Origin of the sequence: Methylobacterium litchii, from assembly GCF_038442315.1 — a bacterium.
In the GTDB taxonomy this organism is placed as follows: Bacteria; Pseudomonadota; Alphaproteobacteria; order Rhizobiales; family Beijerinckiaceae; genus Methylobacterium; species Methylobacterium litchii.
Genome location: NZ_JBBXMY010000002.1, coordinates 14,306 through 39,031, shown reverse-complemented (window position 1 = coordinate 39,031; position 24,726 = coordinate 14,306). Strand labels below are relative to the sequence as shown.

At 67.8% G+C, this 24,726-nt stretch carries 25 protein-coding genes and 2 tRNA genes; 16 read left to right on the top strand and 11 right to left on the bottom strand.

From position 1 onward, the window contains the following. Positions 1 to 482: 482 nt before the first annotated feature. From AAHF99_RS04990 to AAHF99_RS04970, 5 genes are all read right to left on the bottom strand, one after another. Positions 483 to 944: a YidB family protein gene (locus AAHF99_RS04990; RefSeq protein ID WP_342162931.1), complete on the bottom strand. Its 462-nt coding sequence runs from the start codon at positions 942 to 944 to the stop codon at positions 483 to 485. A gap of 70 nt (positions 945 to 1,014) precedes the next feature. Continuing rightward, entirely contained in the window at positions 1,015 to 1,215 is a 201-nt protein-coding gene (locus AAHF99_RS04985; RefSeq protein ID WP_342162930.1) for a CsbD family protein, read from the bottom strand. Between the two features lie 86 nt (positions 1,216 to 1,301). Further along, complete coding sequence (locus tag AAHF99_RS04980; protein ID WP_342162929.1) at positions 1,302 to 2,222, bottom strand: PhnA-like protein; 921 nt, start codon at positions 2,220 to 2,222, stop codon at positions 1,302 to 1,304. 39 nt (positions 2,223 to 2,261) lie between these two features. Continuing rightward, entirely contained in the window at positions 2,262 to 2,609 is a 348-nt protein-coding gene (locus AAHF99_RS04975) for a CsbD family protein (RefSeq protein WP_342162928.1), read from the bottom strand. Positions 2,610 to 2,792: 183 nt separating this feature from the next. After that, the gene (locus AAHF99_RS04970) at positions 2,793 to 4,253 is read right to left on the bottom strand and encodes a helix-turn-helix transcriptional regulator (RefSeq protein WP_342162927.1); all 1,461 of its coding nucleotides are present in this window, start codon (positions 4,251 to 4,253) and stop codon (positions 2,793 to 2,795) included. A gap of 243 nt (positions 4,254 to 4,496) precedes the next feature. Between AAHF99_RS04970 and AAHF99_RS04965 the strand changes: the two genes are divergently transcribed. Both AAHF99_RS04965 and AAHF99_RS04960 read left to right on the top strand, forming a co-directional pair. Beyond that, positions 4,497 to 5,138, top strand: a complete 642-nt coding sequence (locus tag AAHF99_RS04965; protein ID WP_342162926.1) for a sigma-70 family RNA polymerase sigma factor — start codon at positions 4,497 to 4,499, stop codon at positions 5,136 to 5,138. A 246-nt stretch (positions 5,139 to 5,384) separates the two neighbouring features. Further along, complete coding sequence (locus AAHF99_RS04960) at positions 5,385 to 5,753, top strand: hypothetical protein (RefSeq protein WP_342162925.1); 369 nt, start codon at positions 5,385 to 5,387, stop codon at positions 5,751 to 5,753. Positions 5,754 to 5,762: 9 nt separating this feature from the next. Here AAHF99_RS04960 and AAHF99_RS04955 read toward each other — a convergent pair whose 3' ends face one another. After that, entirely contained in the window at positions 5,763 to 6,176 is a 414-nt protein-coding gene (locus tag AAHF99_RS04955; RefSeq protein ID WP_342162924.1) for a Ros/MucR family transcriptional regulator, read from the bottom strand. A 178-nt stretch (positions 6,177 to 6,354) separates the two neighbouring features. Here AAHF99_RS04955 and AAHF99_RS04950 point away from each other — a divergent pair, with 178 nt between their 5' ends. From AAHF99_RS04950 to AAHF99_RS04930, 5 genes are all read left to right on the top strand, one after another. Then, the gene (locus AAHF99_RS04950; RefSeq protein ID WP_342162923.1) at positions 6,355 to 7,323 is read left to right on the top strand and encodes a helix-turn-helix domain-containing protein; all 969 of its coding nucleotides are present in this window, start codon (positions 6,355 to 6,357) and stop codon (positions 7,321 to 7,323) included. Positions 7,324 to 7,374: 51 nt separating this feature from the next. After that, on the top strand, positions 7,375 to 8,586 hold the full coding sequence (locus tag AAHF99_RS04945; RefSeq protein ID WP_342162922.1) for an MFS transporter: 1,212 nt from the start codon (positions 7,375 to 7,377) through the stop codon (positions 8,584 to 8,586). A 221-nt stretch (positions 8,587 to 8,807) separates the two neighbouring features. Further along, positions 8,808 to 9,905, top strand: a complete 1,098-nt coding sequence (locus tag AAHF99_RS04940) for an HD-GYP domain-containing protein (RefSeq protein WP_342162921.1) — start codon at positions 8,808 to 8,810, stop codon at positions 9,903 to 9,905. Between the two features lie 434 nt (positions 9,906 to 10,339). Next, positions 10,340 to 10,597 carry a hypothetical protein gene (locus AAHF99_RS04935; protein WP_342162920.1) on the top strand — a complete coding sequence of 86 codons (258 nt, stop codon included), beginning with the start codon at positions 10,340 to 10,342 and terminating at the stop codon, positions 10,595 to 10,597. Between the two features lie 44 nt (positions 10,598 to 10,641). Continuing rightward, a complete protein-coding gene (locus AAHF99_RS04930; RefSeq protein WP_342162918.1) occupies positions 10,642 to 11,418 on the top strand; it encodes a pirin family protein in 777 nt (258 codons plus the stop codon). 17 nt (positions 11,419 to 11,435) lie between these two features. Here AAHF99_RS04930 and AAHF99_RS04925 read toward each other — a convergent pair. After that, positions 11,436 to 11,525, bottom strand: a tRNA-Ser gene (locus AAHF99_RS04925). Between the two features lie 151 nt (positions 11,526 to 11,676). On the opposite strand from AAHF99_RS04925, the gene AAHF99_RS04920 reads away from it, so the two are divergent. After that, positions 11,677 to 11,753, top strand: a tRNA-Arg gene (locus tag AAHF99_RS04920). A 73-nt stretch (positions 11,754 to 11,826) separates the two neighbouring features. Here AAHF99_RS04920 and AAHF99_RS04915 read toward each other — a convergent pair. Next, positions 11,827 to 12,543: a GntR family transcriptional regulator gene (locus tag AAHF99_RS04915; RefSeq protein WP_342162917.1), complete on the bottom strand. Its 717-nt coding sequence runs from the start codon at positions 12,541 to 12,543 to the stop codon at positions 11,827 to 11,829. 149 nt (positions 12,544 to 12,692) lie between these two features. On the opposite strand from AAHF99_RS04915, the gene AAHF99_RS04910 reads away from it, so the two are divergent. The 3 genes from AAHF99_RS04910 to pyk all read left to right on the top strand — a co-directional run bounded on the left by AAHF99_RS04910 (position 12,693) and on the right by pyk (position 16,622). Then, a complete protein-coding gene (locus tag AAHF99_RS04910; protein ID WP_342162916.1) occupies positions 12,693 to 13,991 on the top strand; it encodes an MFS transporter in 1,299 nt (432 codons plus the stop codon). Positions 13,992 to 14,019: 28 nt separating this feature from the next. Further along, positions 14,020 to 15,096: a tartrate dehydrogenase gene (locus AAHF99_RS04905; RefSeq protein ID WP_342162915.1), complete on the top strand. Its 1,077-nt coding sequence runs from the start codon at positions 14,020 to 14,022 to the stop codon at positions 15,094 to 15,096. A 113-nt stretch (positions 15,097 to 15,209) separates the two neighbouring features. Next, positions 15,210 to 16,622, top strand: a complete 1,413-nt coding sequence (gene pyk, locus AAHF99_RS04900) for a pyruvate kinase (protein ID WP_342162914.1) — start codon at positions 15,210 to 15,212, stop codon at positions 16,620 to 16,622. On the opposite strand, the gene tcuC is transcribed toward pyk, so the two are convergent. Then, positions 16,613 to 17,911, bottom strand: coding sequence for an MFS transporter (tcuC, locus tag AAHF99_RS04895; RefSeq protein WP_342162913.1), 1,299 nt, complete (start codon positions 17,909 to 17,911; stop codon positions 16,613 to 16,615). The genes pyk and tcuC overlap by 10 nt on opposite strands. Before the next feature lie 207 nt (positions 17,912 to 18,118). Between tcuC and AAHF99_RS04890 the strand changes: the two genes are divergently transcribed. Then, a complete protein-coding gene (locus AAHF99_RS04890; RefSeq protein WP_342162912.1) occupies positions 18,119 to 18,379 on the top strand; it encodes a hypothetical protein in 261 nt (86 codons plus the stop codon). On the opposite strand, the gene bhcR is transcribed toward AAHF99_RS04890, so the two are convergent. Beyond that, the gene (gene bhcR / locus AAHF99_RS04885; RefSeq protein WP_342162911.1) at positions 18,376 to 19,191 is read right to left on the bottom strand and encodes an HTH-type transcriptional regulator BhcR; all 816 of its coding nucleotides are present in this window, start codon (positions 19,189 to 19,191) and stop codon (positions 18,376 to 18,378) included. The genes AAHF99_RS04890 and bhcR overlap by 4 nt on opposite strands. A gap of 189 nt (positions 19,192 to 19,380) precedes the next feature. Here bhcR and bhcA point away from each other — a divergent pair, with 189 nt between their 5' ends. The 4 genes from bhcA to bhcD are packed head-to-tail and all read left to right on the top strand — an operon-like array spanning position 19,381 to position 23,692. Then, a complete protein-coding gene (gene bhcA, locus AAHF99_RS04880) occupies positions 19,381 to 20,571 on the top strand; it encodes an L-aspartate--glyoxylate aminotransferase BhcA (RefSeq protein WP_342162910.1) in 1,191 nt (396 codons plus the stop codon). 14 nt (positions 20,572 to 20,585) lie between these two features. Beyond that, on the top strand, positions 20,586 to 21,533 hold the full coding sequence (gene bhcB, locus AAHF99_RS04875; protein ID WP_342162909.1) for a beta-hydroxyaspartate dehydratase BhcB: 948 nt from the start codon (positions 20,586 to 20,588) through the stop codon (positions 21,531 to 21,533). 13 nt (positions 21,534 to 21,546) lie between these two features. After that, positions 21,547 to 22,710, top strand: coding sequence for a 3-hydroxy-D-aspartate aldolase BhcC (bhcC, locus tag AAHF99_RS04870; protein WP_342162907.1), 1,164 nt, complete (start codon positions 21,547 to 21,549; stop codon positions 22,708 to 22,710). Positions 22,711 to 22,726: 16 nt separating this feature from the next. After that, on the top strand, positions 22,727 to 23,692 hold the full coding sequence (gene bhcD, locus AAHF99_RS04865; RefSeq protein WP_342162906.1) for an iminosuccinate reductase BhcD: 966 nt from the start codon (positions 22,727 to 22,729) through the stop codon (positions 23,690 to 23,692). A gap of 51 nt (positions 23,693 to 23,743) precedes the next feature. On the opposite strand, the gene AAHF99_RS04860 is transcribed toward bhcD, so the two are convergent. Beyond that, a complete protein-coding gene (locus AAHF99_RS04860) occupies positions 23,744 to 24,694 on the bottom strand; it encodes a hypothetical protein (protein ID WP_412759846.1) in 951 nt (316 codons plus the stop codon). Between the last annotated feature and the right edge of the window lie 32 nt (positions 24,695 to 24,726).

Sequence of the window (24,726 nt, the reverse complement as noted above, 5' to 3'; positions counted from 1 at the left end):
CCATGCATCATCGCAGACGCAACCGGTGGGGATGATTGGCGAACCGATCGAAGGCTACCGTCCTGCCATCTGGCCAGTCGTGACGGATGCAACCGCTAGCGCCGAAATGCGACCGTTGTGAGCCCAGTGCGGCGCAATCGCCGCGCCGGTTCGTTCGAACCGGAACAGGTACTATTGTACCAGTGACAACGCATAACTTTGTGGTGACGCCAAGTCGGTATATTATTCGCAGACGAGGTTACCGGAAGGTTAGGCCGTGGCAAGCCCAGAGAGCAGCACACTAGCCGAACCTCCGCCGATCAGAACACTTCAGAAGATCGCGGACGTGCTTGGCTGCACGATCAGCGATTTCGCGGGCGAACGGGATGCAGCGTGTCCACCGTCCGGCGTCGAGTTACTCAAGTTGTGGGAACGTCTGCCCGACGAGACCGCGCGACGGCAGGTGTTGGCCGTCGCGCGCGCCTTGGCGAAGTAGCGGCCGGTCAAACCGGCAGGCGGCCATCCGGCGAATAGCGGTCGATGGCCGAGGGCAGTTCCCGCGAGAGGCGCGAGAGCAGTGCGGCGCGGCTCAGGCCGGTCTGACGGGTCAGATGATCCAGCGTCTCCGGGCCGATGACGCGCTCCAGTTCCGCTTCGGGGATGTCGCGGTTCGGGCCGTGGTTGACCCAGGAATTGGCGGCCTCGCCGTGGCCACCCTTAGTGAAATGGTCCACCAGTTCGCTGAGGCCGCTGGCGATCAGTCCGCCGACGCCCGCCGACCCCACGCCGCCGAGGATGCTCGACAGGTTGGACGGGGCATGGGAGTCGCGCACCGGGGGCGGCACTTGGCGCTGCGGCTCGGTCGAATGATGGCCGAGCCATTCCGCGATCTTGTCGCGGTTCTGGAAGCCCGCCACGGCCAAGAGGCCCAGCAGAGCGGTCATCGAGGGATATCCCTTGCTCATCCTATGCTCCTTCGCCGTGGAAGAATGACGGTGCGGCGGAGCCGATGGGCCCCGCCGCCTGTCCGAACGCTCAGCGGCCGGTGATCTTGTCGGCGATGTTCTTAGCGCCGTCCTTGGCGTCGCCGACGGTCTTCTGGGTCTCGCCCTTCAGCTCCTGCGCCTTGCCCTCGGCCACGAGCTTGTCGTTGCCGGTCACGTTGCCCACGCCCTGCTTGACGTTGCCGACGGCCTCGTTGGCCAAACCCTTGAGCTTGTCGGTGGTGCTGCTCATCGTGTGCGCTCCTGCTTGGTGGGGAAGGCCGGAGGTTCCGGCCGGGGGATGACCCCCGCCCTGGGGCGGGGGCCGGTGGAAGGGGTTCAGACGCGGCGGGCGTCGTAGGTCGAAACCAGCGTCGCCGGCTTCGGGGCGCCGAGGCGGCCGCCGAGGAACGCGGCCAGCGCGCCGAGGACCAGGGCGATGGCGGCGTAGAAGGCGCCCTGCGTGGCGGCCGACTTCGCCGTGACGGCAGCGGCCTCGGCCTTCTGCTTGGCGGTGGCGACGGCCTGATCGTACTGCTTCTCGTAGTCGTTGATCTGGGCCTTGGCCTGATCGGGGGAGATGCCCTTCGCCTTGGCCAGCGCGTCGGCGGCGCGGTTCTTGGCCTGCTCCTTCTGGGCCGGATCACCGGTCAGCACGGCGCGCACGGCCGCCACGGCGGCGTCCTTGGCGGCCTGCGGATCCTGGCCGGCGGCCTGCTGGCGGACCGTCTGCTCGATGCCGTCGATCGGGTTGGAGATCTTCGACAGCGAGGGCGCGGCAGCCTGCGCGGCGGTCTGGACGGTGCCGCCGACGAGGTTGCCCGCGCCGCCCAGCGCGCCCGAGACGGTGCTCAGGGTGCCGCCGACGAGGCCGCTGGCGGCGGAGGTGAGGAGGTACAGGACGACGAGGGTCGTCACCGCCCAGGAGACGAGGCCGTGCAGGGCAGCGGTGCCCGGCAGCGTCTTGCCGGAGAGCCGACCGGCGATCAGGCCGCCGATCAGCGAGGCGATGATGCCCGACACCACGAACCAGATGCCGGCGCCGGCCGAGACGGTCGAGGCGGCCGGGTTGTCCGTGGCGTTGACTCCGACGCTGGCGAGACCCACCCCGACGCCGATCAGGTTGATGACGGCCTGAGACACCAAGGCGATGGTGGCGCCGGCGAAGATGGCGCCCCAGGACACTTGGTTGAGGAGGACGGCATGCGTATCCGCGTGGGCCTCCGTGCCGAGGGGGGAAACGCTCGTCTGTGTGGTCACGCTGTCACTCCGGGTCGTTCGTGGGGTCGGGAATCGGGATCAGTCGCGGGTCGCGTTGACGAGCAGGCCCAGGCCGAAGCCGACGGCACCCGCGATCAGCAGCGAGGCGAGGGGGTACTCGGCGACCTGATGGCCCACTTCGCGGGAGCCCCGGCGCAGGTAGTGGCCGCCACGCTCGTAGGCGTCCTCGGCGTACTCGTAGGCATCGTCGGCGAAGTCGCGAGCGGTGTCCTTGGCCTGGCCGTAGAGGTTTTCGGCCCGACCGCCGGCCTCGCGCAGGCGGCCCTCGGCGGAATCGCGGTGAGAGCCGGTGACGTCGCCGAGGGCACCCTGCACCTTGCCGCCGAGTTCCTTCGCAGCGCCGGTGAGCCGATCCGTATCCACCATGTCGATCTCCTTGTTGTGTCGGGTGTCCGGCCTTTGACGCCCGGCATTCGTGGCGCCGTGCCAAAGACAAACTTGTGACTTTTTCGAACCGCGCGGCGATCTCTCGCGACGCGGCCGAGCCACGGGGCAGATGATCGTTGAGCCCCGCGGTTCGATGGTAGAAAACTACCGGTATGCTGAAATTCACGTACCGGAGAGATGGACGGGGAAACCGTTCTCGCGGCCCCAGACCACGGCCTCGGTGCGCTTGTGGACGCCGAGCTTGCGATAAAGGGCGGCACCGTGATTGCGCACGGTGTTGCGGGACAGGCCGAGCTTGCGGGCAATCGCCCCGTCATCCAGGCCCGAGCAGATGAGGTTGAGGATCTGCCGCTCCCGCGCCGTGAGGTCGGGAACGGAGGGATCGAAATCCGGCCGGCTCGGTCGCCGCAGGTTGGCAAGCTTCTCGATGAGCCCCCGGCTGAACCAAGAGGTATCGGCCATCACCGTCTCGATGGCCTCGAACAGCTCTCGCTCCGTGTGCTTCCGGTCGGTGATGTCCTGCATCACCAGCAGCACGAACGTCGTGTCGTTGATCTCGACCCGCTCGGCCGAGACGAGGCAATCGAGATTGTGCCCGGTCTCATGGTGCATGCAGACCTCGACGCCCAGGACGTAACCCTGGCGTTCGAGGGCGGTTTCGAAATTCACGCGCTGGGTGTCGTTCACCCAAAGCCCGGTCTCGACGAGTGTCCGGCCGAGCATCCGGTCCTCGCCTAAGCCGAACACCCGGCTGAACGCTTCGTTGATGCTCGTGACCTGCAGGTCGTTCGCTCGCGCCAGCACCGTCGGGACCGGCGTGAGGCGGAATGCCTTGGCGAAGCGCTCCTCGCTCTGGCGGAGCGCCGTCTCCGCCTTCCGGCGCAGTTCGAGGTCGGCGAAGGTGAAGAGCATGCACGGCTCGTCGCCCATCTCGATGGGCTGGCCGGCGACGATGACGAAGCGGTTGCCCCCATCGGGCAGATCGAGGCACGCCTCCATCTGCGGGACCGTGACGCCCTCGTTGAGGCGCGAGACGGCGAGGTCACGGTTGCGGGCGCCCGCCAGGACATCGACTTCGTAGACGCTCCGTCCGATCACATCTTCGCGGGTGTGCCCGGTCATTTCCAGAAAACCGTGGTTCACCTTCACGTGACGCAGATCTGACAACCGCGTGATCACGGCGGGTGCCGGATTGGCGGCGAACGTCTTTTCGAACCGGTCCTCAGCCTCGAACTGATCGGTGACGTCCTTCAGGATCAGCGCGAGGCAACTTGGCTTGCCCTCGTGATCGGTGGCCACGAGGCTGCGCAGTGAGTGCACGAAATCGAGGTCGGGCTTGTCCGTCCGCGTCACCTCCACGATCACGTCGTGGAATCGCTCGCCGGCCACGACCCGCTCGATCGGGTAGCTCTCGGGGGCCCGCTTGTTGCGGTACCGTAAGGCGAATTTCTCGCGGTAGGCGTCGATGGTCTCGCCGAGTTCGTCCAGGCTCTCGGCGCCGTGCATCGCGAGTGCGGCCTCGTTGGCATAGGCGATGGTCTGATCGGGCTCGACCAGGATCACGCCCTCGCTGAGGCCGGCGATGATCTGCCGAAGTTCATGCCTGTCGACGCCCGACGTCACGGTTCGCCACGCCCTTCTTCGCTACCGACTGCCATCGCGGCAGCCGGGCAAAAACGGGTTGCGCAAGACCCGGTTCCATTAAAATGTGCTTGTTCACTGGTATCGTCGTATCATTGACGGCGGGAAGAGCGATCAAAAATAAGTCGTCTCCCGGCCACTCCCGCACTGTAGCGGTGCAGGCGGCTGTCCCTCGACACAACGAGCGGTGCATCCTTGCAGCCAGCAGTCGAAGATCACGATTCGGTGTCCGCATCGGACGACGTGCTAGCGTTCGTCAACGCGCAGTTGGGTCGCCGCCTCCGTGAATACTACCCACAGGTTGTGGCGGTCGAACCAGATTCGCGCCTAGGGCGAGTTCTGGGGCGGCTCACCGAAGTTCTGCTCAAGGCCGATGGCGGCCGCATCCCGACGGCGTTCCGCGACGACCTGATCGCGATGGTGCCGCGCCTGCGCCGCTACGCCATCTCGCTCACCCACGATGCGATCGAGGCGGACGACCTCGTGCAACTCACGCTGCTCAAGGCATGGGAGTTCCGCGACCGGTTCGAGCCGGGCAGCAATCTCGTGGCGTGGCTTTTTACGATCCTGCGCAACGGCCACATCAACGGCCGGCGCAAATACTGGCGCGAGGTGGCAGACCCGGACGGCGCCCATGCGGGCACGTTGTCCGAGCCGGCAGCGCAGGAACACACGATCGGCCTGCGCGATCTGCAACTGGCCCTCGACCGGCTCGATGCCGCCCATCGCGAGGCGCTGACGCTGGTGGCGGTGGAAGGGCTGACCTACGAGGCGGCCGCCGCGATCATCGGATGCCCGCCCGGCACCGTGAAGAGCCGGGTCAGCCGCGCCCGCGATCGTCTTTCGCAAGATCTCGGACAGGTGTGATTCCGTACTGGCCCGAAATCGCTGGGGCGAAATTCGTCTCGTACCGGTAGATCTGTCTCAGGCGAGACGCCAAAACGTACCCACATGGCGTCCAACACAGTTCAAGAGGTTGTGCCGGGCCTTCGACCCCTTCAGGGCTCGGCACGGCCGCGGAGCCGGGCGCTTGAGCCGCTCCGGGTGTGCGCCCGGCCCGTTGCCTTTCCCGCCGTGCCGCGTTGTAGCGACGCGGATCGCTATGAGGAGATCATGACAATCATTCGGCTCGCGGCTCTCGCGCCGCTCGCATTCTTCGCCACCGCCACCCTCCCTGCGGAGGCAGCGGGACGTTTCGACGGCGCGTGGTCCGTCGTCGCGACGAGCAGCGAGTCGTCCTGCACGGGACCGTACAACTACCCGATCGTGATCCGCGATGGGCAGGTGGACGACGTCGGCGGCAACGACGTCGATGCGAGCGGTCGGGCGGGAGCCGATGGCGGCATCACCGGCACCATCCGCAAGGGCCTCGCGGTGGTGACGGTGAGCGGCAGGCTGAAGGGCAAGGCCGGCAGCGGGCGCTGGACGCTCAGCGGCCTCGCGTCCTGCTCGGGCCGCTGGACGGCCCGCCGGACGAGCTGACGCCCGCCGCTACTTCTTGCCGGCGCGGCCGAAGCCGAGTTCCTTGGCGAGCGTCGAGCGGCGCTGCGCGTAGCTCGGGGCGACCATCGGATAATCCGGCGGCAGCGAGAACCGCTCGCGGTAGCTGTCCGGCGTGAAGCCGTGCTTCGTCAGGTGGCGCTTCAGGGTCTTGTAGGTCCGGCCGTCGAGGAAGCTCACGAGGCCCGCCGCCTGGATCGACTGGCGAATCTCCGAGGCGGACACCTTCTCGCGTCCCGGCTTCGGCTCCGCCGGGCGCGGCGCGTGCAGGGCGCGAACCGCCTCGTGCATCGTGGCGATGAGGGCGGGCAAGTCGCCCGGGCGGACGGCGTTGTTGCTCACATAGGCAGCGACCATTTCGGCCGTACGGCCGATGGAGGCGATGGCGGTGTCGTCGGTCGTCATGGGTCTGCCATGGGCTTTTGACAGCCTCCGAAACCGGTCGAGCGGGTTTGCCCGGCCGGCGATGAAGGGCTGCGGTTCACTACCCACGACTGTATGAATCGGCACGCATCGCGCTTGCCTGTAAGCGCGGTATCGTTTGTCTTACCGCGCGGTAGGCCGATTCGGGACAGATGTATCGATGCGAACGGTGTTCTCGACCGATGGAATTGCAGAAAGAAGGAAGTTCGACCGGTGGAGTGAAATCATCCACGATCGGCTAGTGCCGGTAGACCAGTCACAATTAGGTGATGAACCTTTCATCGGCATCATTGAAGCCGCCGACGTCGGCCCCCTCGCGATCTCGCGGATCACGCAGGGCGCGCTGCGGACGGAGGCGACACCGGACACGATCCGGCGGCACGCCAAGCACGACACACTCTCGGTGGCGATCAAGCTCGAAGGCGTTTCGAGCGTCACGCAGGACGGGCGCCACGCGGTCCAGCGGCCCGGCGACCTCGTGGTAATCGAGCGCCGCCCGACCGTGCTGCATTCGAGCGTCGGAAGTTGCTCCTACCTCCTCGAAGTGCCCCGGCGGCGCCTCGAAGGCGCGCTGGGCTCGGCCCGGCTCTACACCGCCATGACCGTGGACGGTGCCCTGCCGGGGGCATCCCTGGTGCGGACCTTCATCGAGGAACTGGTGCGGGTCCACGCGACGCTGACGCCGGACATGGCCGAGCGCATGGCCTCGATCGGCATCGACCTGATTGCGGCCAGCCTCGCCGAGGGCTTGGCGCGGGAGACGCCGAAGCCCCTCCAGGGCGACGTGCTCGTGCAGCGGGCGAAGGCCTTCATCGTAAGCCGCTACGGCGATCCGAACCTCGACCCCGCCGCCGTCGCCGCCGGGATCGGCGTTTCCCTCCGGCGGCTGCAGGAGGTGTTCCAGGGGCGGGAGCGCTGCGTCTCCGAGTGGATCTGGGACCGGCGCCTCGACAGCGCGGCCAAGCGGCTCGCCGACCCGGCCTGCGCCCATATCCCCATCGGGACCCTGGCCTACGATTGCGGCTTCTCGAACCAAGCCCATTTCTCGCGCCGCTTCCGCGCGCAGTTCGGCCGCTCGCCGAGCGAGTTCCGCCGCGAGAGCCTTGTCGGATCGGCCGGGGCGATCTAGCCGGGGCGGGCCGGCCGGACCCTCCGGCCCCCCGCTCACCGTGCCGTTCCCATGTCCGCGTCCCCGGCCCCCATCCCCGATCCGCCGCGCCGCGCGCCGAGCACCCTCGGGAACGCCGCCCTCGGCCTGACGCAGATCATCCTGTGGGGCGGCTCGTTCTTCCTCGTCGCGGTGATCGTCGCGCCGGTGGTGGATTCGACCGGGTGGCCGCAGGGAGCGGTGATCGGCGCCCTCTCGCTGGCCATCCTCATCTCCGGCCTGCTCTCGCCGTGGGTCGGCCGGCAGATCCGGCGGGTCGGGGGCCGCCCGGTCCTCGTCGCCGGCACCCTCATCATGGCCGCCGGCCTCGTGCTGATGGCGATGGCCGGGAGCCTGCCCGTCTTCCTCGCCGCCTGGGCGGTGATGGGCGTCGGCATGGCGGGCGCACTCTACGACCCGCTCTTCGCGGCGATCGGGCAGGCCTATGGCGCCTCCGCACGGGGCGCGATGACCCAGATCGCCATCGCCTCCGGCTTCGCCATCACCCTGTGCTGGCCGGCGTCGAGCTTCCTCGTGGCGCATGTCGGCTGGCGGGGCGCCTGCCTTGCCTACGCGGCCCTCGCGGCCTTCGTGGTGGCGCCGATCTTCGCCCTCGCGCTGCCGGGCGGGAAGGTCGCCGCGCCGGCACGGATCGCCGTCGCGCCCGGCATCAAGGCGCCACGCTTGCCGGGGGAGGGGATCCTGGCGCTCACCTTCACCACCGCCGCCATCCTGATGACGGCGGTGTCGGTGGAACTGCTGCTGCTCCTGCAATCCCACGGCATCCCGGCCGCCTCCGCCGTGGCGCTCGCGGCCCTCATCGGTCCGTCTCAGGTCGGCGCCCGCGTGCTCGAACTCGCCTTCGGCCAGCGCGCTCACCCGATCCACCTGCTCTTGATCTCGGCGGGGAGCGTCGCCCTCGGGCTGTTCCTCCTCGTCGTGGCGCCCGGCTTCGCGTGGCTCGCGATCCTGCTCTATGGCGCCGGCAACGGGATGCGCACCGTGGTCCGGGGGACGCTGCCCCTGGCCCTCTACGGACAGGCCGAATACGCGGCGTTGATCGGCCGGCTCGCGCGGCCGCCGCTCCTCGGGCAGGCGGCGACGCCGCTCGCCTGCGGCTACGCGATGGAATGGTTCGGGATCGAAACGCTGGCCGTCGTCATGGTCGCGGTCGCCCTCCTGAACCTCGGTTTGTCGCTTCTCGTCGCCCGACAGGTCGCGCAGCAGGCAAACAAAGGCGCTTAGCACCTTCGCGGATGCCGCGTTTCCGCTCATTACACTGACTAAAGTAGGATAGATTCCGCATGTTTTCTTAAAGCGGCTCGGCGAAATTGCGGGACCGATACGGCGAGAGATCGCCAAGTCCCATGCACCCGCGACGAGGTGGAGACTTGCTCAGTATCGGCTTTCCGAACGCGCCGGCCCCTCCGGTGACGGGCGGCGCAAACGGCCGGAAGACTGAGATCATGGACGCGCTTCTCGTCGACGACAGTTCCACGGTCCTGATGCGCTTCCAGCTCCTGCTGGAGCGGCAGCACGGCGTGAACGTCGCCGCCTTCACGCATCCCGGCGCGGCCCTTCTCCGGGCGCAGATGCAGGCGTTCGACCTCGTGCTGGTGGACCAGCACATGCCCGGCATGGACGGCACGGAATTCATCCGTCGCCTCTGCGAGATCCCGCATTACGCGCAGGTGCCGGTGGTGATGATCACCTCCGATACCTCGGAGCGGGTCAAGCTCGCGGCCCTCGAAGCGGGGGCCACGGACTTCCTCGACAAGCAGACGGACGGCACGGAATTCCATGTGCGCCTGCGCAACCAGATCCGCCTCGCCGCGGCCATGCGCCGGCTGGACGATCAGGCGGCGGAACTCACCGGGAAAGTGCGGACCGCCGAGTGCCACGTCCACGAGCGCGAGGAGGAAATCATCTTCCGCCTCGCCCTGGCCGTGGAATATCGCGACAACGACACCGGTCACCATACGTGGCGCGTCGCCCGCTACAGCCAGATCATGGCCCAGGCGCTCGGCCTCGATGCCGACCTGTGCCACCGCATCTACCTCGCCTCGCCCCTCCACGATGTCGGCAAGGTCGCCATCCCCGACGACGTCCTGCTCAAGAAGGAGCGGCTGACCGCCGAAGAGATGGCGACGGTGCGCACCCACGCCGCCATCGGTGAGCGTATCCTGGGCGAGAGCCCGTCCAGACTGATCCGCCTCGCCGCCGAGATTGCGGGCGGGCATCACGAGCGCTGGGACGGCACCGGCTACCCACGCGGCATCGCCGGGCTCGCCATCCCCCTCGCGGCGCGGATCGTGGCGGTGGCCGACGTGTTCGACGCCCTGACCACCGTGCGCCCCTACAAGGACGCGATGCCGCCGGAAGAGGCCCTGCGCCTGATCGAAGACGAAGCCGGCCAGCATTTCGACCCAGCCTGCGTCGCGGCCTTCGTCTCCGGCTGGGACGAAATCCTCGACATCTGCGCCACGAGCGCCCGGAGCCAGGGCTTCCGGGGCGAGCCGCGCCCCCGCGACCGGGACATGCCCCAGGCGGTGGCGGCCCAGTAGGACGTAGCCTTGGCCGGGGCGCCCTCGGCGGTGTCGATGGCCTGCGGGCGGAGCGGCGGCTCCGGCCCGGCGAGCCCCGCCGAGAGTCCCCCGCCCAGGGCGGCCTGAAGGGCGAGCGCGTCTACCGGCTAAGGTCGCCCCGGCGGGGAGGTCAAGGAGCCTGTGGTGGCGCGCGGACCTTTTCCCGGCGCTGTGGCCCGGAAGCCCCCCCCGCAAGCCTTCGCATGACGACGCGGCCCGCTGCCCCCCCGACGCCGCCAATATAGGCGGTAGACGCAGGGCAGCCATGACGTGACACGGCGCACGCCTTCAATGGGAATAAAAATAGTTCTCCCTCGTCAAGAATAGAGTTGGCGGTTAAATCCGCCTAAATGCGAGACCGAGGGCTTATGGAATTAGACGAAAGCGAAGGACACAATTGGTTTGTGACCCACATGATCGACATCATCCAGCGGATCAGGGATCTGTATGTGGTCTGCCAGGGGAACGACATGGCGGGCCAAAATGCAGACCTGGACGACAACTGGATCAGGATCCATGACCTGCTGATTCAGCTTCATGAGCACGTGAACGCGGATGCCGGCCGGGAAATCCTGTCGCCCCTGGTCATGCGGCTCGGCGCGGAACTCTCGGCGATCGAGGGGCTGGTCGGCGCCTTGTCGTCGTCGCGACGCTGCCAGCCCCTACATTGAGATCGCGTCCGTCATGCCGCGACGGAGCACCGAGCGAGGGACCGATGATCCGCAAGGCGACGCGTAGCACCGAGGACGCCATCGATTCCGGACGGTTCACCGCCAGGGCCTATTTCCCCGGGCATCTCCTGCCGGGGCATCCCGACCATGGTCTCGGCCCCCTCGCGACGATCATGGAATCGTTTCTGGCGCCGGGCACGCACATCAAGCTGCACGAGCATGTGCAGGACGAGATCGTGTCCTGGGTTCCGGCCGGCGTGATGCGCCACGACGATCCCCAGGGTGAGCATCTGGTGATCGACGGCGATCACCTGATGGTCATGAACGCCGGATCCGGTTTTCAGCACGAGGAGCGGACGCGCGAGGACGACCCGCCCCTTCGGATGCTGCAGATTTTCGTCCGCCCCCATTCCCGCGATCTGGAACCCGGCATCCAGTTCGGCCGCCTGCCGGCCCCCGTGCCGAATGCGTGGCGGCCGGTGTTCGGGCCGCAGGGCGGCGATGCGCCGTTCCACGTCCGCAACGCGGTCTCCTGCTACGACCTCCGCCTCGGGGCCGGGGAGGAGGCGGCGCTGCCGACGCGGCCGGACCGGCACACGTATTTCTTCGTGTTCACGGGCTGCTTGACGGCCGGCGGCGAGACGTTCGGCGAGGCCGAGACCGGACTGGTCTCGGATGAGGCCGCCGTCACGCTGCGCGCCACCGAGGCCTCCCTTGTCGTAGCCTTCGTGGTGGATCCCGACGCACCGATCTGCCGCGAGGGCAGCGTGGGCGACGGCGAGACCGTACACCGGATGGCTGCCCGCGCGCGGACGGCGTGACGAGGAGGAGAACAGCCTGGCGGAAGGGGTGAGATTCGAACTCACGGTGGAGTTGCCCCCACGGCGGTTTTCAAGACCGCTGCCTTAAACCACTCGGCCACCCTTCCCGGCGCAGGCGTGCTGATCTACGGCCGCGCCGGAAGCGCCGTCAACCGGGGCGAGGCCGGACACAATTCTTGAAACGGCGCTTGCCAAGTTCGGCGCGACCCACTAGAAGCGCGTCAACCCCGGCGCGCAGCTGTCGCTGCCGCGGTTTAGGCGCCCGTAGCTCAGCTGGATAGAGCACCAGACTACGAATCTGGGGGTCAGAGGTTCGAATCCTTTCGGGCGCGCCAACATACTTCTTCCTAAGCTTTCGCCGATCACCGCAAGAGCTTCCCTGTTCTTGGGCGGTGCATCTGAGCTTCGCTACAGATGCTTCAGGCCGAAGCTTTCCAGCAGTGGTAGCAACTCGTCCCGCGCCCTGAGCCGGTGATCGTGCAGGCGGTCGTGGGCTGCCGCCGGGTCGCCCCGGTGGATCGCGTCGATGAGGGCGCGGTGCTCGGCGACCGAGGCCCCGAGTTCACGACGCAACTTCAGCGTCAGCATTCGTGCCCGGTGCGATTGATCGTTGATGGTCTGGATGATCCGGGTCATCCGGCCGTTGCCTGCGCGCTCGACCAGCGTCCGGTGGAACAGCGCGTCGGCCTGCCCCCAGGCGGGGAGGTCCCCCGCATGCCACGCCGCATCCATCGTGTCCGTGTGCGCGGCAAGGTCGCCCGCCACGGCGTCGCGGTCGGCAGCGGGGAGGGCGGCCAGCAGCTCGGCGGCACGGCCCTCGATGGCGACGATCACGTCGTAGATCTCGCGCATGTCCGCGGGCGCGAGGGCGCAGATCAGCACGCCCTTTCGCGATAACACCCGGACCAGACCCTCCTCCTGCAAGCGAATCACCGCCTCGTGGACGGGGGTGCGACTCATGCCGAGGCGGTCGGCAATTTCCTGCTCCGACGCTTGGTAGCCGGGCGCAAAGCTCGAATCCTGGATCGCCCGCTTCATCGCCGCATAGGCGTCGTCGACCATCGAGGGACGGCGATCAACCTCCTGCACCGGCACCGCTTTTGCGGTTCTGCGCCTCGTCGCCATCTCATCCCCCAGCAGTCCGAAATGTCGTACCAACTTCCATGCAAGGTGCAATGCAGGATTGACAGAGCATCCCGTTGCGCGCGAGAAAACTCCATCTTGCATGCAAGCTGGCGCACAAAGACCGGCGCATCGCGCACTCGGAGGAAACGATGGATCACTCGCTGGAGCGGGCGACCATGCGCAGGGTCGCGTGGCGCCTGATCCCTTTCATATGCCTTCTGTACTTCATCGCCTTCATCGACCGCGTGAACATCGGCTTCGCGGCGTTGACAATGAACAAGGATCTCGGCTTCTCCTCGGCCGTGTTCGGCTTCGGGGCGGGAGTCTTCTTCTTCGGCTATTTCTTGTTCGAGGTGCCGTCGAACATCATCCTCGACAAGGTGGGCGCGCGGATCTGGATCGCGCGGGTGATGATCACCTGGGGGCTGATCTCGGCGGCCTTCGCCTTCATCAAGGGCGAGTACAGCTTCTACGCCCTGCGCTTCCTGCTCGGCGCGGCCGAGGCGGGGTTCTTCCCCGGCATCATCCTCTATCTCAGCTTCTGGTTTCCGGCGCGATACCGGGCAGGGGTCGTCTCACTGTTCATGGCGGCGGCGCCCATCTCGGTGGTGCTGGGTTCGCCGCTCTCGGGCGCGCTCCTCGAACTGGAGGGCGTGATGGGCCTGCACGGCTGGCAGTGGATGTTCCTCGTGGAGGCGGTGCCCGCCGTGCTGCTCGGCGTCGTCGTGCTGTTCTACTTGACCGACCGGCCGGAGAAGGCGACGTGGCTCGCCCCCGACCAGCGCGAATGGCTCGTCGCCGAGATGGAGGCCGAGCGTGCCGCGCGGGGGAGCGTCGCCAAGCACGGCATCCTCGCCGGTATGGCGGATCCGCGCGTGCTGGCTCTGGCGCTCGTGTATTTCGGGACCTCGGCGGGGCTCTACACCCTCGGCATCTGGGCGCCGCAGATCATCCGTGGCTTCGGCCTCTCGCCCATGGAAGTCGGCTTCCTCAACGCCATTCCGCCGACCATCGCCGTGGTGGCGATGATCCTGTGGGCCCGCCATTCCGACCGGACGGGGGAGCGCACATGGCACGTGGTCATCGCCTGCCTCGTTGCGTCGGCGGGGCTGATGCTCGCCGGGGCGGCCTCCTCCGTCGTCGCGGTGATCGCCGCCCTCAGCCTCGTTAACATCGGGATCAGCGCGGCCAAGCCCCCGCTCTGGGCCATGCCGACGATGTTCCTCTCGGGCTCGGCCGCCGCCGTCGGCATCGCCACCATCAACGCCATCGGCAATCTCGGCGGCTTCGTCGGGCCCTGGGTGATCGGCTGGATCAAGGACAGCACCGGCAGCTTCGCCGGCGGGCTCGTCTTCGTCGCCGCGCTCCTCGTCCTGTCGGCGGTGCTGAGCCTCGTCGTCGCCCGGGTCGGGCGGCGCCCCGAACCGGCCGGCGCTGTCGCCCGCTGATTCTTCTCAATTCATTCGGAGACACACGATGAAGACCTACAGGATCGCCGCCATCCCCGCCGACGGCATCGGCATCGAAGTCATCGCCGCCGGCATCGAAGCGCTGAACGCGCTGGCCGAGAAGACCGGCAGCTTCGGCTTCCACTTTGATCACTTCGATTGGGGCTCGGACTACTACAAGCAGCACGGCGTGATGATGCCCGCCGATGGCCGGGACCAGATCCGCCACCACGATGCGATCTTCTTCGGCGCGGTCGGCGCGCCGGACGTGCCGGATCACATCAGCCTGTGGGGCCTGCGCCTCGCGATCTGCCAGCCCTTCGACCAATACGCGAACGTCCGCCCGACGCGCATCCTGCCCGGCATCACGAGCCCGCTGCGCCACGTCTCGGGGCCCGAGCTCGATTGGGTGATCGTGCGCGAGAATTCCGAGGGCGAGTATGCCGGCGTCGGGGGACGCGTGCACCAGGGCCATCCGAACGAGGTCGCCACCGACGTCTCGATGATGACCCGCTCCGGCGTCGAGCGGATCATCCGCTACGCGTTCGAGCTGGCGCGCTCGCGCCCGCGCAAGCTCCTCACCGTCGTCACCAAGTCGAACGCCCAGCGCCACGCCATGGTGATGTGGGACGAGATCGCCGCCGAGGTCGCCGCCGGCTACCCCGACGTGACGTGGGACAAGATGCTGGTCGATGCGATGACCATGCGCATGACGATGAAGCCGCAGACGCTGGACACCATCGTCGCCACGAACCTGCATGCGGACATCCTGTCGGACCTCGCGGCGGCGCTCGCCGGCTCGCTGGGCATCGCGCCGACCGCCAACATCAACCCGGAGCGGACCTATCCCTCGATGTTCGAGCCGATCCACGGCTCGGCCTTCGACATCGCCGGCAAGGGCATCGCCAACCCGGTCGCGACCTTCTGGACCGCCTGCCAGATGCTGGAACACCTCGGCGAGACACCCGCCGCCGACCGGCTGATGCGCGCGGTGGAGCGCGTCACCGCCGACCCTAGCCTGCACACGCCGGACCTCGGCGGCAAGGCGACGACGCGGCAGGTGACGGATGCTGTGATCGCCGCGATCCAGGGCGACAACGAGTAGGGGCGGCCTCGCAAGTTTCCCTGCGGTGCCGGGCGGTGGCATCATCGCCCGGCGGAACATCCGCACAGACGAGCGATTCTCCGCGCGATCCGATCCCTCCTGTCGAGGTTGCCATGCGCCGACACCGCTACGCCAAGATCGTCGCCACCGTCGGGCCGGCGAGCCATTCGCCGGAGATGCTGAAGGCCCTGTTCCTGGCGGGTGTCGACACGTTCCGGCTGAACTTCAGCCACGGCACGCAGGACGACCACGCCAAGGTCCACGCGGCCATCCGCGCGCTGGAGGAGGAGGTCGGGCGGCCCATCGGCATCCTGCAGGATTTGCAGGGGCCGAAGATCCGCGTCGGCACGGTGCGGGACGGGCGCCTCGATCTCGCGGCCGGGGAGCGCGTGCGTTTCGTCCTCGACGGGGCCGAGGGCGGCAAGGATGCAATCCCGCTGCACCACCCGGAGATCTTCGCCGCCGTGGTGCCGGGGCAGGACCTTCTCATCGACGACGGCCGCGTGCGGGTGCGCGTCGTCGGGCTGGAGTCCGACAGCATCGAGGCCGAAGTGATCACGGCGGGGGTGATCTCGAACCGCAAGGGCGTGAACCTGCCCGGCACGCTGCTCGATGTCTCGCCGCTCACGGCCAAGGACCGCGCCGACCTCGCCTTCGGCCTGGAACTCGGCGTCGATTGGGTGGCGCTGTCCTTCGTGCAGAAGCCCTCGGACGTGATCGAGGCGCGGGGCCTCATCGGCGAGCGCGCCGGGCTCATGACCAAGGTCGAGAAGCCCCAGGCCCTGGAGCGGATCGACGACATCATCCGCCTGTCGGACGCCGTGATGGTGGCGCGCGGCGATCTCGGCGTCGAGATCCCGCACGAGGACGTGCCCGGCCGCCAGAAGGAGTTGATCCGCGCCTGCCGGCTTCAGGTGAAGCCGGTCGTCGTGGCGACGCAGATGCTCGATTCGATGGTGAACGCCCCGGCGCCGACCCGCGCGGAGGCCTCCGACGTCGCCACCGCGATCTATGACGGCGCCGACGCGGTGATGCTCTCGGCGGAATCGGCGACGGGGCGCTACCCCGTCGAGGCCGTGGGGATGATGGACCGCATCATCCGCTCCGTGGAGCGGCACAAGCTCTACCACTCGATCATCGCCGCCTCGGAGCCGGGGGAGGAGGAGACCCCGCCCCACGCCGTGGCCACCGCCACCGCCACCCTCGCCGAGGCCGTCCACGCCGCCGCCATCGTCGCCTTCACGAAGAGCGGCACCACCGCCGCCCGCGTGGCGCGCAAGCGGCCCGCCGTGCCGATCCTGGCGCTGACGCCCGATCTCGACACGTCGCGCCGCCTGAGCCTGCTCTGGGGGGCCCACAGCGTGCGGACGGACGATGTCGATTCCTACGAGGAGATGACCACCGCCGCCTGCCGGCATGCGCGGGACGAGGGTTTCGCCAAGCCCCACGACATCATCGTCACCGCCGCCGGCATCCCGTTCCACACCACGGGCAACACCAACAACATCCGGGTCATTCAGGTCTGAATGCGCCCGGCGGGCAGGGGCGTCTGCCGGCCGCGCCGGTAGATCGCCAGCGTCGCGCCGAGGCCACAGAGCCCGCCGAAGGCCATCCACATGCCCGGCGCCGCCTTGTTGCCGGTGGTCTCGATCAGCCAGGTCGAGACCAGGGGCGTGAAGCCGCCGAGGAGCGCGGTCGCCAGCGAATAGGCCAGGGAGAAGCCCGACGTGCGCACGTTCGCGGGCACGATCTCCGTGAGCGCCACCACCATCGCGCCGTTGTAGCTGCCATAGAGGAACGACAGCCACAGCAGCACGGCGAGCATGTTGCCGAAGCTCGCGTTCACCACCAGCCACGCCAGCGCCGGATAGGCGGTCAGCACGGTGAGGGCGGAGAAGGTCAGCAGGATCGGCCGGCGTCCGACCCGGTCGGACAGGGCGCCCATCACCGGCAGCCAGAACAGGTTCGACAGGGCCGTGCAGAAGGTGACGAGCAGGCTGTCCCGGTCGGAGAGCTTCAGGACGCTCTTGCCGAAGGTCGGGGTGTAGACGGTGATCGTGTAGAACGAGATCGTCGTCATGCCGACGAGCAGCATGCCGAGCAGGACGATGGACCAGTTCTGCGTCAGCGAGCCGAAGACCTCTTTCATGTCCGGCCGGTGCTTGCGCTTCAGGAACTCCTCGGTCTCCTCCAGCGAGCGCCGGATGTAGAACAGGAACGGGACGATGGCGCAGCCGATGAAGAACGGGATGCGCCAGCCCCACGCGTTCATGTCGGCCGGGGTCAGCACGCTGTTCAAGGCGAAGCCGATCAGCGCCGCGACCATGATCGCGACCTGCTGGCTGCCCGATTGCCACGAGACGTAGAAGCCCTTGTTGCCGGGCGTCGCCATCTCCGCGAGGTAGACCGACACGCCGCCGAGTTCGACGCCCGCCGAGAACCCCTGCAGCAGCCGCCCAACGAGGACGAGGAAGGGGGCGAGCAGACCGATGGACGCGTAGCCCGGCACGAAGGCGATCAGGATCGTGCCCGTCGCCATGATGCCGAGGGTGACGATGAGACCCTTCCGCCGGCCGATGCTGTCGACATAGGCGCCGAGCAGAACGGCGCCGAGGGGGCGCATGAGGAAGCCGGCGCCGAAGGTCATGAAGGTCAGCATCAACGAGGCGAACTCGTTGCCGACCGGGAAGAACGTCTTTGAAATGTAGGTTGCGTAGAAACCAAACAGAAAAAAATCGAACATTTCAAGAAAGTTGCCGCTGGTCACGCGCAGGACCGTGGCGACTTTCGAACCCTGGGGCGTCGTCGGACTCATTCTGTCCTCCCTTGTCGCGCTTCTCGTTAGGCGCCCGCCGGGCAAAACGGAAGCGCGGTCGGAACAGTCCTTGGGAGGGCGTAAGCGTGCGAATCCGCACGGGAAATAGGCGCCGGCTGTTGGCGAAAGAGGCAGTGCTGCCCACTTGAGGATCATAATGTGCGCCAGCCATGCGGCGGCGCCGGAACCTACCTCGGGATGCCCGCCATGTCCGTCCGTCTTCTCGTTGGGGCCGCCCTCGGCGTCCTCGTCTCGTCCACCGCTTTCGCGCAGAGCTACACCGCCCCCGCCGGCACCCCGGCCGTCACCGCCCCCGGCGGTCTCGAAGGCCGCGCCGCCGGCCCGAACCTCTACGACGGGCGCAATGTCGGCCGGGCCGGCGTTCTGTTCGGCGACGAGGACGGCGTGGCGACCACCGGCTCGATCCATCACCGCGCGGCGCCCTACGGCGCCTACCGTCTGCGCTAAGCCTTCGTCGCACCGAGGAGCCGCGAGACCGTCGCGGCCCCTCGGCGTACATGCTCCCCGATCTCGCGTACCTTGTCGTCGGACAGCCGGTGCGTGGGGCCGGAGACCGAAATACCCGCCACCGCCTCACCGTGGACGTTGAGAATCGGCGCGGCCACGCAGCGCATCCCCATGGTGCGCTCCTCGTCATCGATGGCGTAGCCCCGCGCGCGGGTGGCCTCGATGTCCTCGCTGAGCTGAACCAGCGATCCGATCGTCTTGGTCGTGAAGCGCTCGAACTCCCGGCCCCGGAACAGGCGCTCGATCCGTGTGGGGTCGAAGGTGCTGAGCAGGGCCTTCCCGATCCCCGATGCATGCAGCGGCGAGAGCGAGCCCGGCGGGAAGAACGCGCGGATCGTCTCGTGCGTCTCGACCTGGCTGACGAACAGCACGCTCCCGTCCTTCTCGACGCCGAGATTGGACGTCTCGCCGGTTTCCTGCATCAGCGTCCACATGGCCGAGCGGCTGCGCTCCACCACGTTGCCCCGCCGCAGGAAGGCCGCGCCCAGGCGATAGGCCTCCGCGCCGACGTGCCATTCCTGCTTGTCGGCGCTGATCTCCACGAAGGCGCGGCGTTCCAGGGTCGCCAGCACCCGGTGCATCGTCGCCACCGATTGCCCGAGCTTGCCCGACAGTTCCGAGAGCGTGAGCCCGTCCCCGTCCGCGAGCACTTCGAGCACGTCGAGGGCGCGGTCGAGGGCTTGGATCGTCCCGGCCGGCTTCGCCCCGCCGAACCCTTTCGGCCGTCCGCGCCGACGATTCCCCGCCTCCATGCGCACCTCCCACCCCTTCGCTGCACGCCGGCTTAGGGTGGAAAAATTTTTCAATCAACGGAAAAAGATAACTTGCTGCCGCAACGCGGTTTTCTTCTCCGTTCGCTTAAATGAAAAACTTTTTCAAAAAAATATCAAATGGGGAGCCGCGGTGCTAGCTTCGTCGGCAACGGAGGAGATCGCCCGACCATGTTTGCGCAGAACCCTGTCTTCATCCCCGGCCCCACCAACATGCCGGAAGTGCTCCGCCGGGCGGCGGACATGCCGACCCTCGATCACCGCTCGTCCCTGTTCGGGGAGATCCTTCAGCCGGCACTCGCCGGGGTGAAGGCCGTGCTGAAGACCGCCGATGCGCAGGTCTTCGTGTTTCCCTCCACCGCGACCGGCGGCTGGGAGACGGCGCTCGCGAACACCCTCAGCGAGGGCGATGCGGTGCTCGCCGCCCGTTACGGCATGTTCAGCCATCGCTGGATCGACATGGCCCGCCGCCACCGGCTCGATGTCCGCGTGATCGAGGCGCCGTGGGGCGAGGGCCTGCCGGCCGACCGTTTCACCGAAGCCCTCGCCGCCGACAAGGAGCACGCGATCAAGGCGGTGCTCGTCACTCACAACGAGACCGCGACGGGCGTGAAGTCGGATGTCGCCGCCGTGCGCCGCGCCCTCGACTCCACCGGCCATCCGGCGCTGCTGCTCGTGGACGGGGTCAGCTCCATCGCCTCCATGGATTTCCGCATGGACGAGTGGGGCGTCGATGTCGCCGTCACCGGCTCGCAGAAGGGCTTCATGCTCCCCGCCGGCCTTGCCATCGTCGGCTTCTCGCCGAAGGCGATGGACGCCGTGACCCGCGCCGACCTGCCCCGGACCTATTTCGACATCCGCGACATGGCGAAGGGCTACGCGAACAATGCCTATCCCTACACCCCGGCCGTCGGCCTGCTGAATGGGCTGAAGCTCTCCACCGAGTTGCTGCTGGCCGAGGGCCTTGAGAACGTCTTCGCCCGCCACCGCCGCATCGCGGATGGCATCCGCGCGGCCGTCGCCGCCTGGGGGATGCCCCTCTGCGCCGCCCACCCGGATCTCTATTCCGACACGGTGAGCGCCATCCGCACGCCGGAGGGCTTCGACGCCACGCAGATCGTCACCCATGCCGCCAAGAAGTACGACGTCGCGTTCGGCGTCGGCCTCGGGGAGGTCGCGGGCAAGGTGTTCCGCATCGGCCATCTCGGCAGCCTCACGGACGTGATGGCGTTGTCGGGCATCGCCGCCGCCGAGATGGCGATGGCCGATTGCGGCCTGCGCATCGAACTCGGCTCCGGCGTGGCGGCGGCGCAGGCGGTCTATCGCGGCGAGGCATCGGCCTCCCTGCGGGCGGCGGCGTGAGGGAGGCGGGCAGGATGGTCACTCCCTCCCTCGACGATGTGCTCGCCGCGCATGAGCGCATCCGGCCGTACATTCATCTCACCCCGGTCCTGACTTCGCGGATCATCGACGAGGCGGCCGGCGCCTCGCTGTTCTTCAAGTGCGAGAACCTGCAGAAGGCCGGAGCCTTCAAGGCGCGGGGTGCCTCCAACGCCGTGTTCAGCCTCACCGAGGCGCAGGCGGCGAAGGGCGTGGCGACCCACTCCTCGGGCAACCACGGCACCTGCCTGTCCTACGCCGCGAGCCGGCGGGGCATCCCGTGTACGGTGGTGATGCCCCATACCGCCCCGCAGGCGAAGAAGGACGCCGTGCGTGGCTACGGCGGGCGCGTGGTGGAATGCGAGCCCTCCACCTCCTCCCGCGAGGCGGTGTTCGCGGAGGTCGTCGCGCAGACTGGCGCCGAGTTCGTTCACCCCTACAACGATCCGCGCGTCATCGCGGGGCAGGCGACCTGTGCGCGGGAGCTGATCGAGCAGGTTGACGACCTCGACGCGGTGATCGCCCCCATCGGCGGCGGCGGGATGGTGTCGGGCACCTGCCTGACGCTGGCGGGCCTCGCGCCGCATATCGCGGTCTACGCCGCCGAGCCGGAGCAGGCGGACGACGCCCATCGCAGCCTGAAGGCGGGCCATATCATCGCCGACGACGCCCCCGTCACCGTGGCGGACGGGCTGAAGGTGCCGCTCAAGGACCTGACGTGGCACTTCGTGCGCAACCACGTCGAGGATATCCTCACCGTGTCGGAGGCCGAGATCGTCGCTGCCATGCAGCTGATCTGGAAGCGGCTGAAGATCGTCATGGAGCCGTCGAGCGCGGTGGCGCTGGCGGCAGTGCTCAAGAACCGACCCGTCTTCGCCGGCAAGCGCGTCGGCGTGATCATTACCGGCGGCAACGTCGATCTTGACAAGCTGCCTTGGCAATAAGGGGAAAGACGCCATGAACGCCCACACCCGTATCGATGAACTCGAAGTCGGCTACGATGTGCCCGCGCTGCCCGGCATGCGCGAGGACGAGATCCAGACCCCGTGCCTGATCCTCGATCTCGACGCGCTGGAATCCAACATCCGCAAGATGGGCGATTACGCCAAGGCGCACGGCATGCGCCACCGCGCCCACGGCAAGATGCACAAGTCGGTGGATGTGCTGAAGCTTCAGCAGGACCTAGGCGGCGCCTGCGGCGTCTGCTGCCAGAAGGTCTCGGAGGCCGAAGTCTTCGCCCGCGCCGGCATCAAGGACATCTTGGTCTCGAACCAGGTGCGCGATCCGGCCAAGATCGACCGGCTCGCCCGCCTGCCGCGCTTCGGCGCGCGGATCATCGTCTGCCTCGATGATGTCGCCAACGTCGCCGACCTCTCGGCCGCCGCGCAGAAGCACGGCACGCAGCTCGACTGCTTCGTTGAGATCGATTGCGGCGCGGGCCGCTGCGGGGTGAAGACGACGACGGAGGTGGTGGCCATCGCCAAGGCGGTCGCCGCCGCGCCGAACCTGCGCTTCGCCGGCATCCAGGCCTATCAGGGCGCCATGCAGCACATCGACGGGTTCGCGGAGCGCCGCGCCAAGCTCGATGCCGCCATCGCCCAGGTGAAGGACGCCGTCGAGGGGCTGAAGCGCGAGGGGCTGGAGCCCGAACTCGTGAGCGGCGGCGGCACCGGCAGCTATCAGTTCGAGAGCGGGTCGGGCGTCTACAACGAGCTGCAATGCGGCAGCTACGCCTTCATGGACGCCGATTACGGCCGCATCCTCGATGAGGACGGCAAGCGCATCGATGCCGGCGAGTGGAAGAACGCTCTGTTCATCCTGACCAGCGTGATGAGCCACGCCAAGGCCGACAAGGCGATCTGCGATGCCGGCCTGAAGGCGCAATCGGTCGATTCCGGTCTGCCCTTCGTCTACGGGCGCGACGACGTGAAATACATCAAGTGCTCCGACGAGCACGGAGTGATCGAGGATGCGCAGGGCAAGCTGAAGGTCAACGACAAGCTGCGCCTCGTGCCGGGCCATTGCGACCCGACCTGCAACGTCCACGATTGGTATGTCGGCGTCCGCAATGGCAAGGTCGAGACGCTGTGGCCGGTCTCGGCGCGCGGCAAGGCCTATTGAGGCGGGTGAGGCAGCGATGATCATCGTCCCCGAGAACCGGATCGACGGCCTTCTCACCGAAGCAGAGTGCTTCGACGCGGTGGAGAAGGTCTTCGCGTCGATGGCCCGGCGTACGGCCTCCAACTTCCCCGTGGTGCGCGAGGCCATCGGCCATGCCGACGCGCTCTACGGCTTCAAGTCCGGCTTCGACCGGGAGAGCTTGGCGCTCGGCCTCAAGGCCGGCGGCTTCTGGCCGGGCAACGCCGCGAAGGGGCTCACCAACCACCAATCGACGGTGTTCCTGTTCGACGCGGATACCGGCCGCTGCCGGGCGGTGGTAGGGGGCAACCTCCTCACCGCGCTCCGCACGGCGGCGGCCTCCGCGATCTCGATCCGCCATCTGGCGCGCAAGGATGCGCGGGTGCTCGGCATGATCGGCGCGGGCCACCAATCGGCGTTCCAGCTCCGCGCCGCCCTGGCGCAGCGCCCGTTCGAACGAGTGCTGGCCTGGAACCTCCACCCCGGCATGTTCGGGCGGATGGAGGCGGTGGCGAAGGAGCACGGCGTGCCGTTCGAGGCGGTGGAGCTCGACCGACTCGGCGCCGAGGCGGACGTGATCGTGACGATCACCTCCTCCTTCGCACCGATCTTGAAGGCGTCGCAGGTGAAGCCGGGCACCCATGTGGCGTGCATGGGCACCGACACGAAGGGCAAGCAGGAGGTCGAGGCCGAACTCCTCGCCGCCGCGACGGTGTTCACCGACGAGGTCGCGCAATCGACCGGCATCGGCGAGGCGCAGCACGCGGTGGCGAAGGGATTGATCGCGCCGGACTCCATCGTGGAGATCGGCGCGGTGATCAACGGCGACCATCCCGGCCGCACCTCGGACGCGGAGATCACCCTGTTCGACGGCACGGGCGTCGGCCTTCAGGACCTCGCGGTCGCCTCGGCGGCCGTGGACCTCGCCGTGGCGAAGGGCTTGGCGATCGAGGTGGAGTTCTGAAGGTAGACGCGCTTTCCCCTCTTCCCGCTCGCGGGGAGAGGGGATGCTGTCTCAGAATACGTGGAAGGCGAAGCCCGCCAGGAAGCTCTTCTCTTCCGTACCCTTGAAGGTCGCTGTCTCGACATTGCCGAACTTGTTCAGCCAGTACTGGAAGCCGATGAACACATCGACCTTGTTCGGCTGGTCATAGACCAGCTTGCCGAGGTCGAGAACGAGGTTCGTGCGCGACAGGAATTCCAGCCCCCGCTTCGGGTTGAACGCGAAGTCCGCGACGTTCTGCACCCCCCGGCCCTTGGGCAGGACGATGTTGTTGAACCCCGTCACGCTCAGGGGCAGGCCGGTGAACGTCAGCGGGAAGTTGTAGACGAGCTCGAACTCGGGGACGACGTCGAAGCTCTGGTCGCGATCCGGCTGCACGTTGAAGCCGTTGCGGTTCCACTCCTTGTAGGCGTGGACCGACAGGTTCAGGAACCCGGCCGGCACGTCGAAGGCGAAGTTCAGGCCGCCGACCACGTCGCGCTTCTTCGAGCCGAAGGCGTCGTTCTGCGAGTTGGCGTCGAAGCCGAAGGCCAGCGACACGTCCTTGACGAGGCCGGGGATGGCGAAGGCCTTCGTGTTGGTGAGCGCGTTCAGGCTGAGCGTGCCGCGATAGAGACCGTAGGCTTCGGTGTTGCCGTAGTCCTGGAAGAACGGGTTGCCGATCGTGCCGGGCGGGTTGGTGGTGCCGGCGGGGAATTGCGAGCCCGACTTCAGGATGTCGAGAGAGAAGAAGTTGGTGCCGTAGGCCCAGGCGTCGGCGTGGGAGATGTTGAGGATCTGCTTCGGGGCCTCGCGAGAGACGAAGCTGCCGTCGCCGCGCTGGATCTGCACGCCGGGGGAGACGGTGGGGAACTGGTAGCGGTAGCCGACCTGAGTGTCGGCGAAGAGGAAGAACGGCGCCTCCACCGGTGCCGCCTCCGTCTTCACCGTGGCGACGTCGGCGGCCTGCGCCCCGCACGCCATCCCAAGCGGCAGCAGAGCCGCCGCGACCCGAC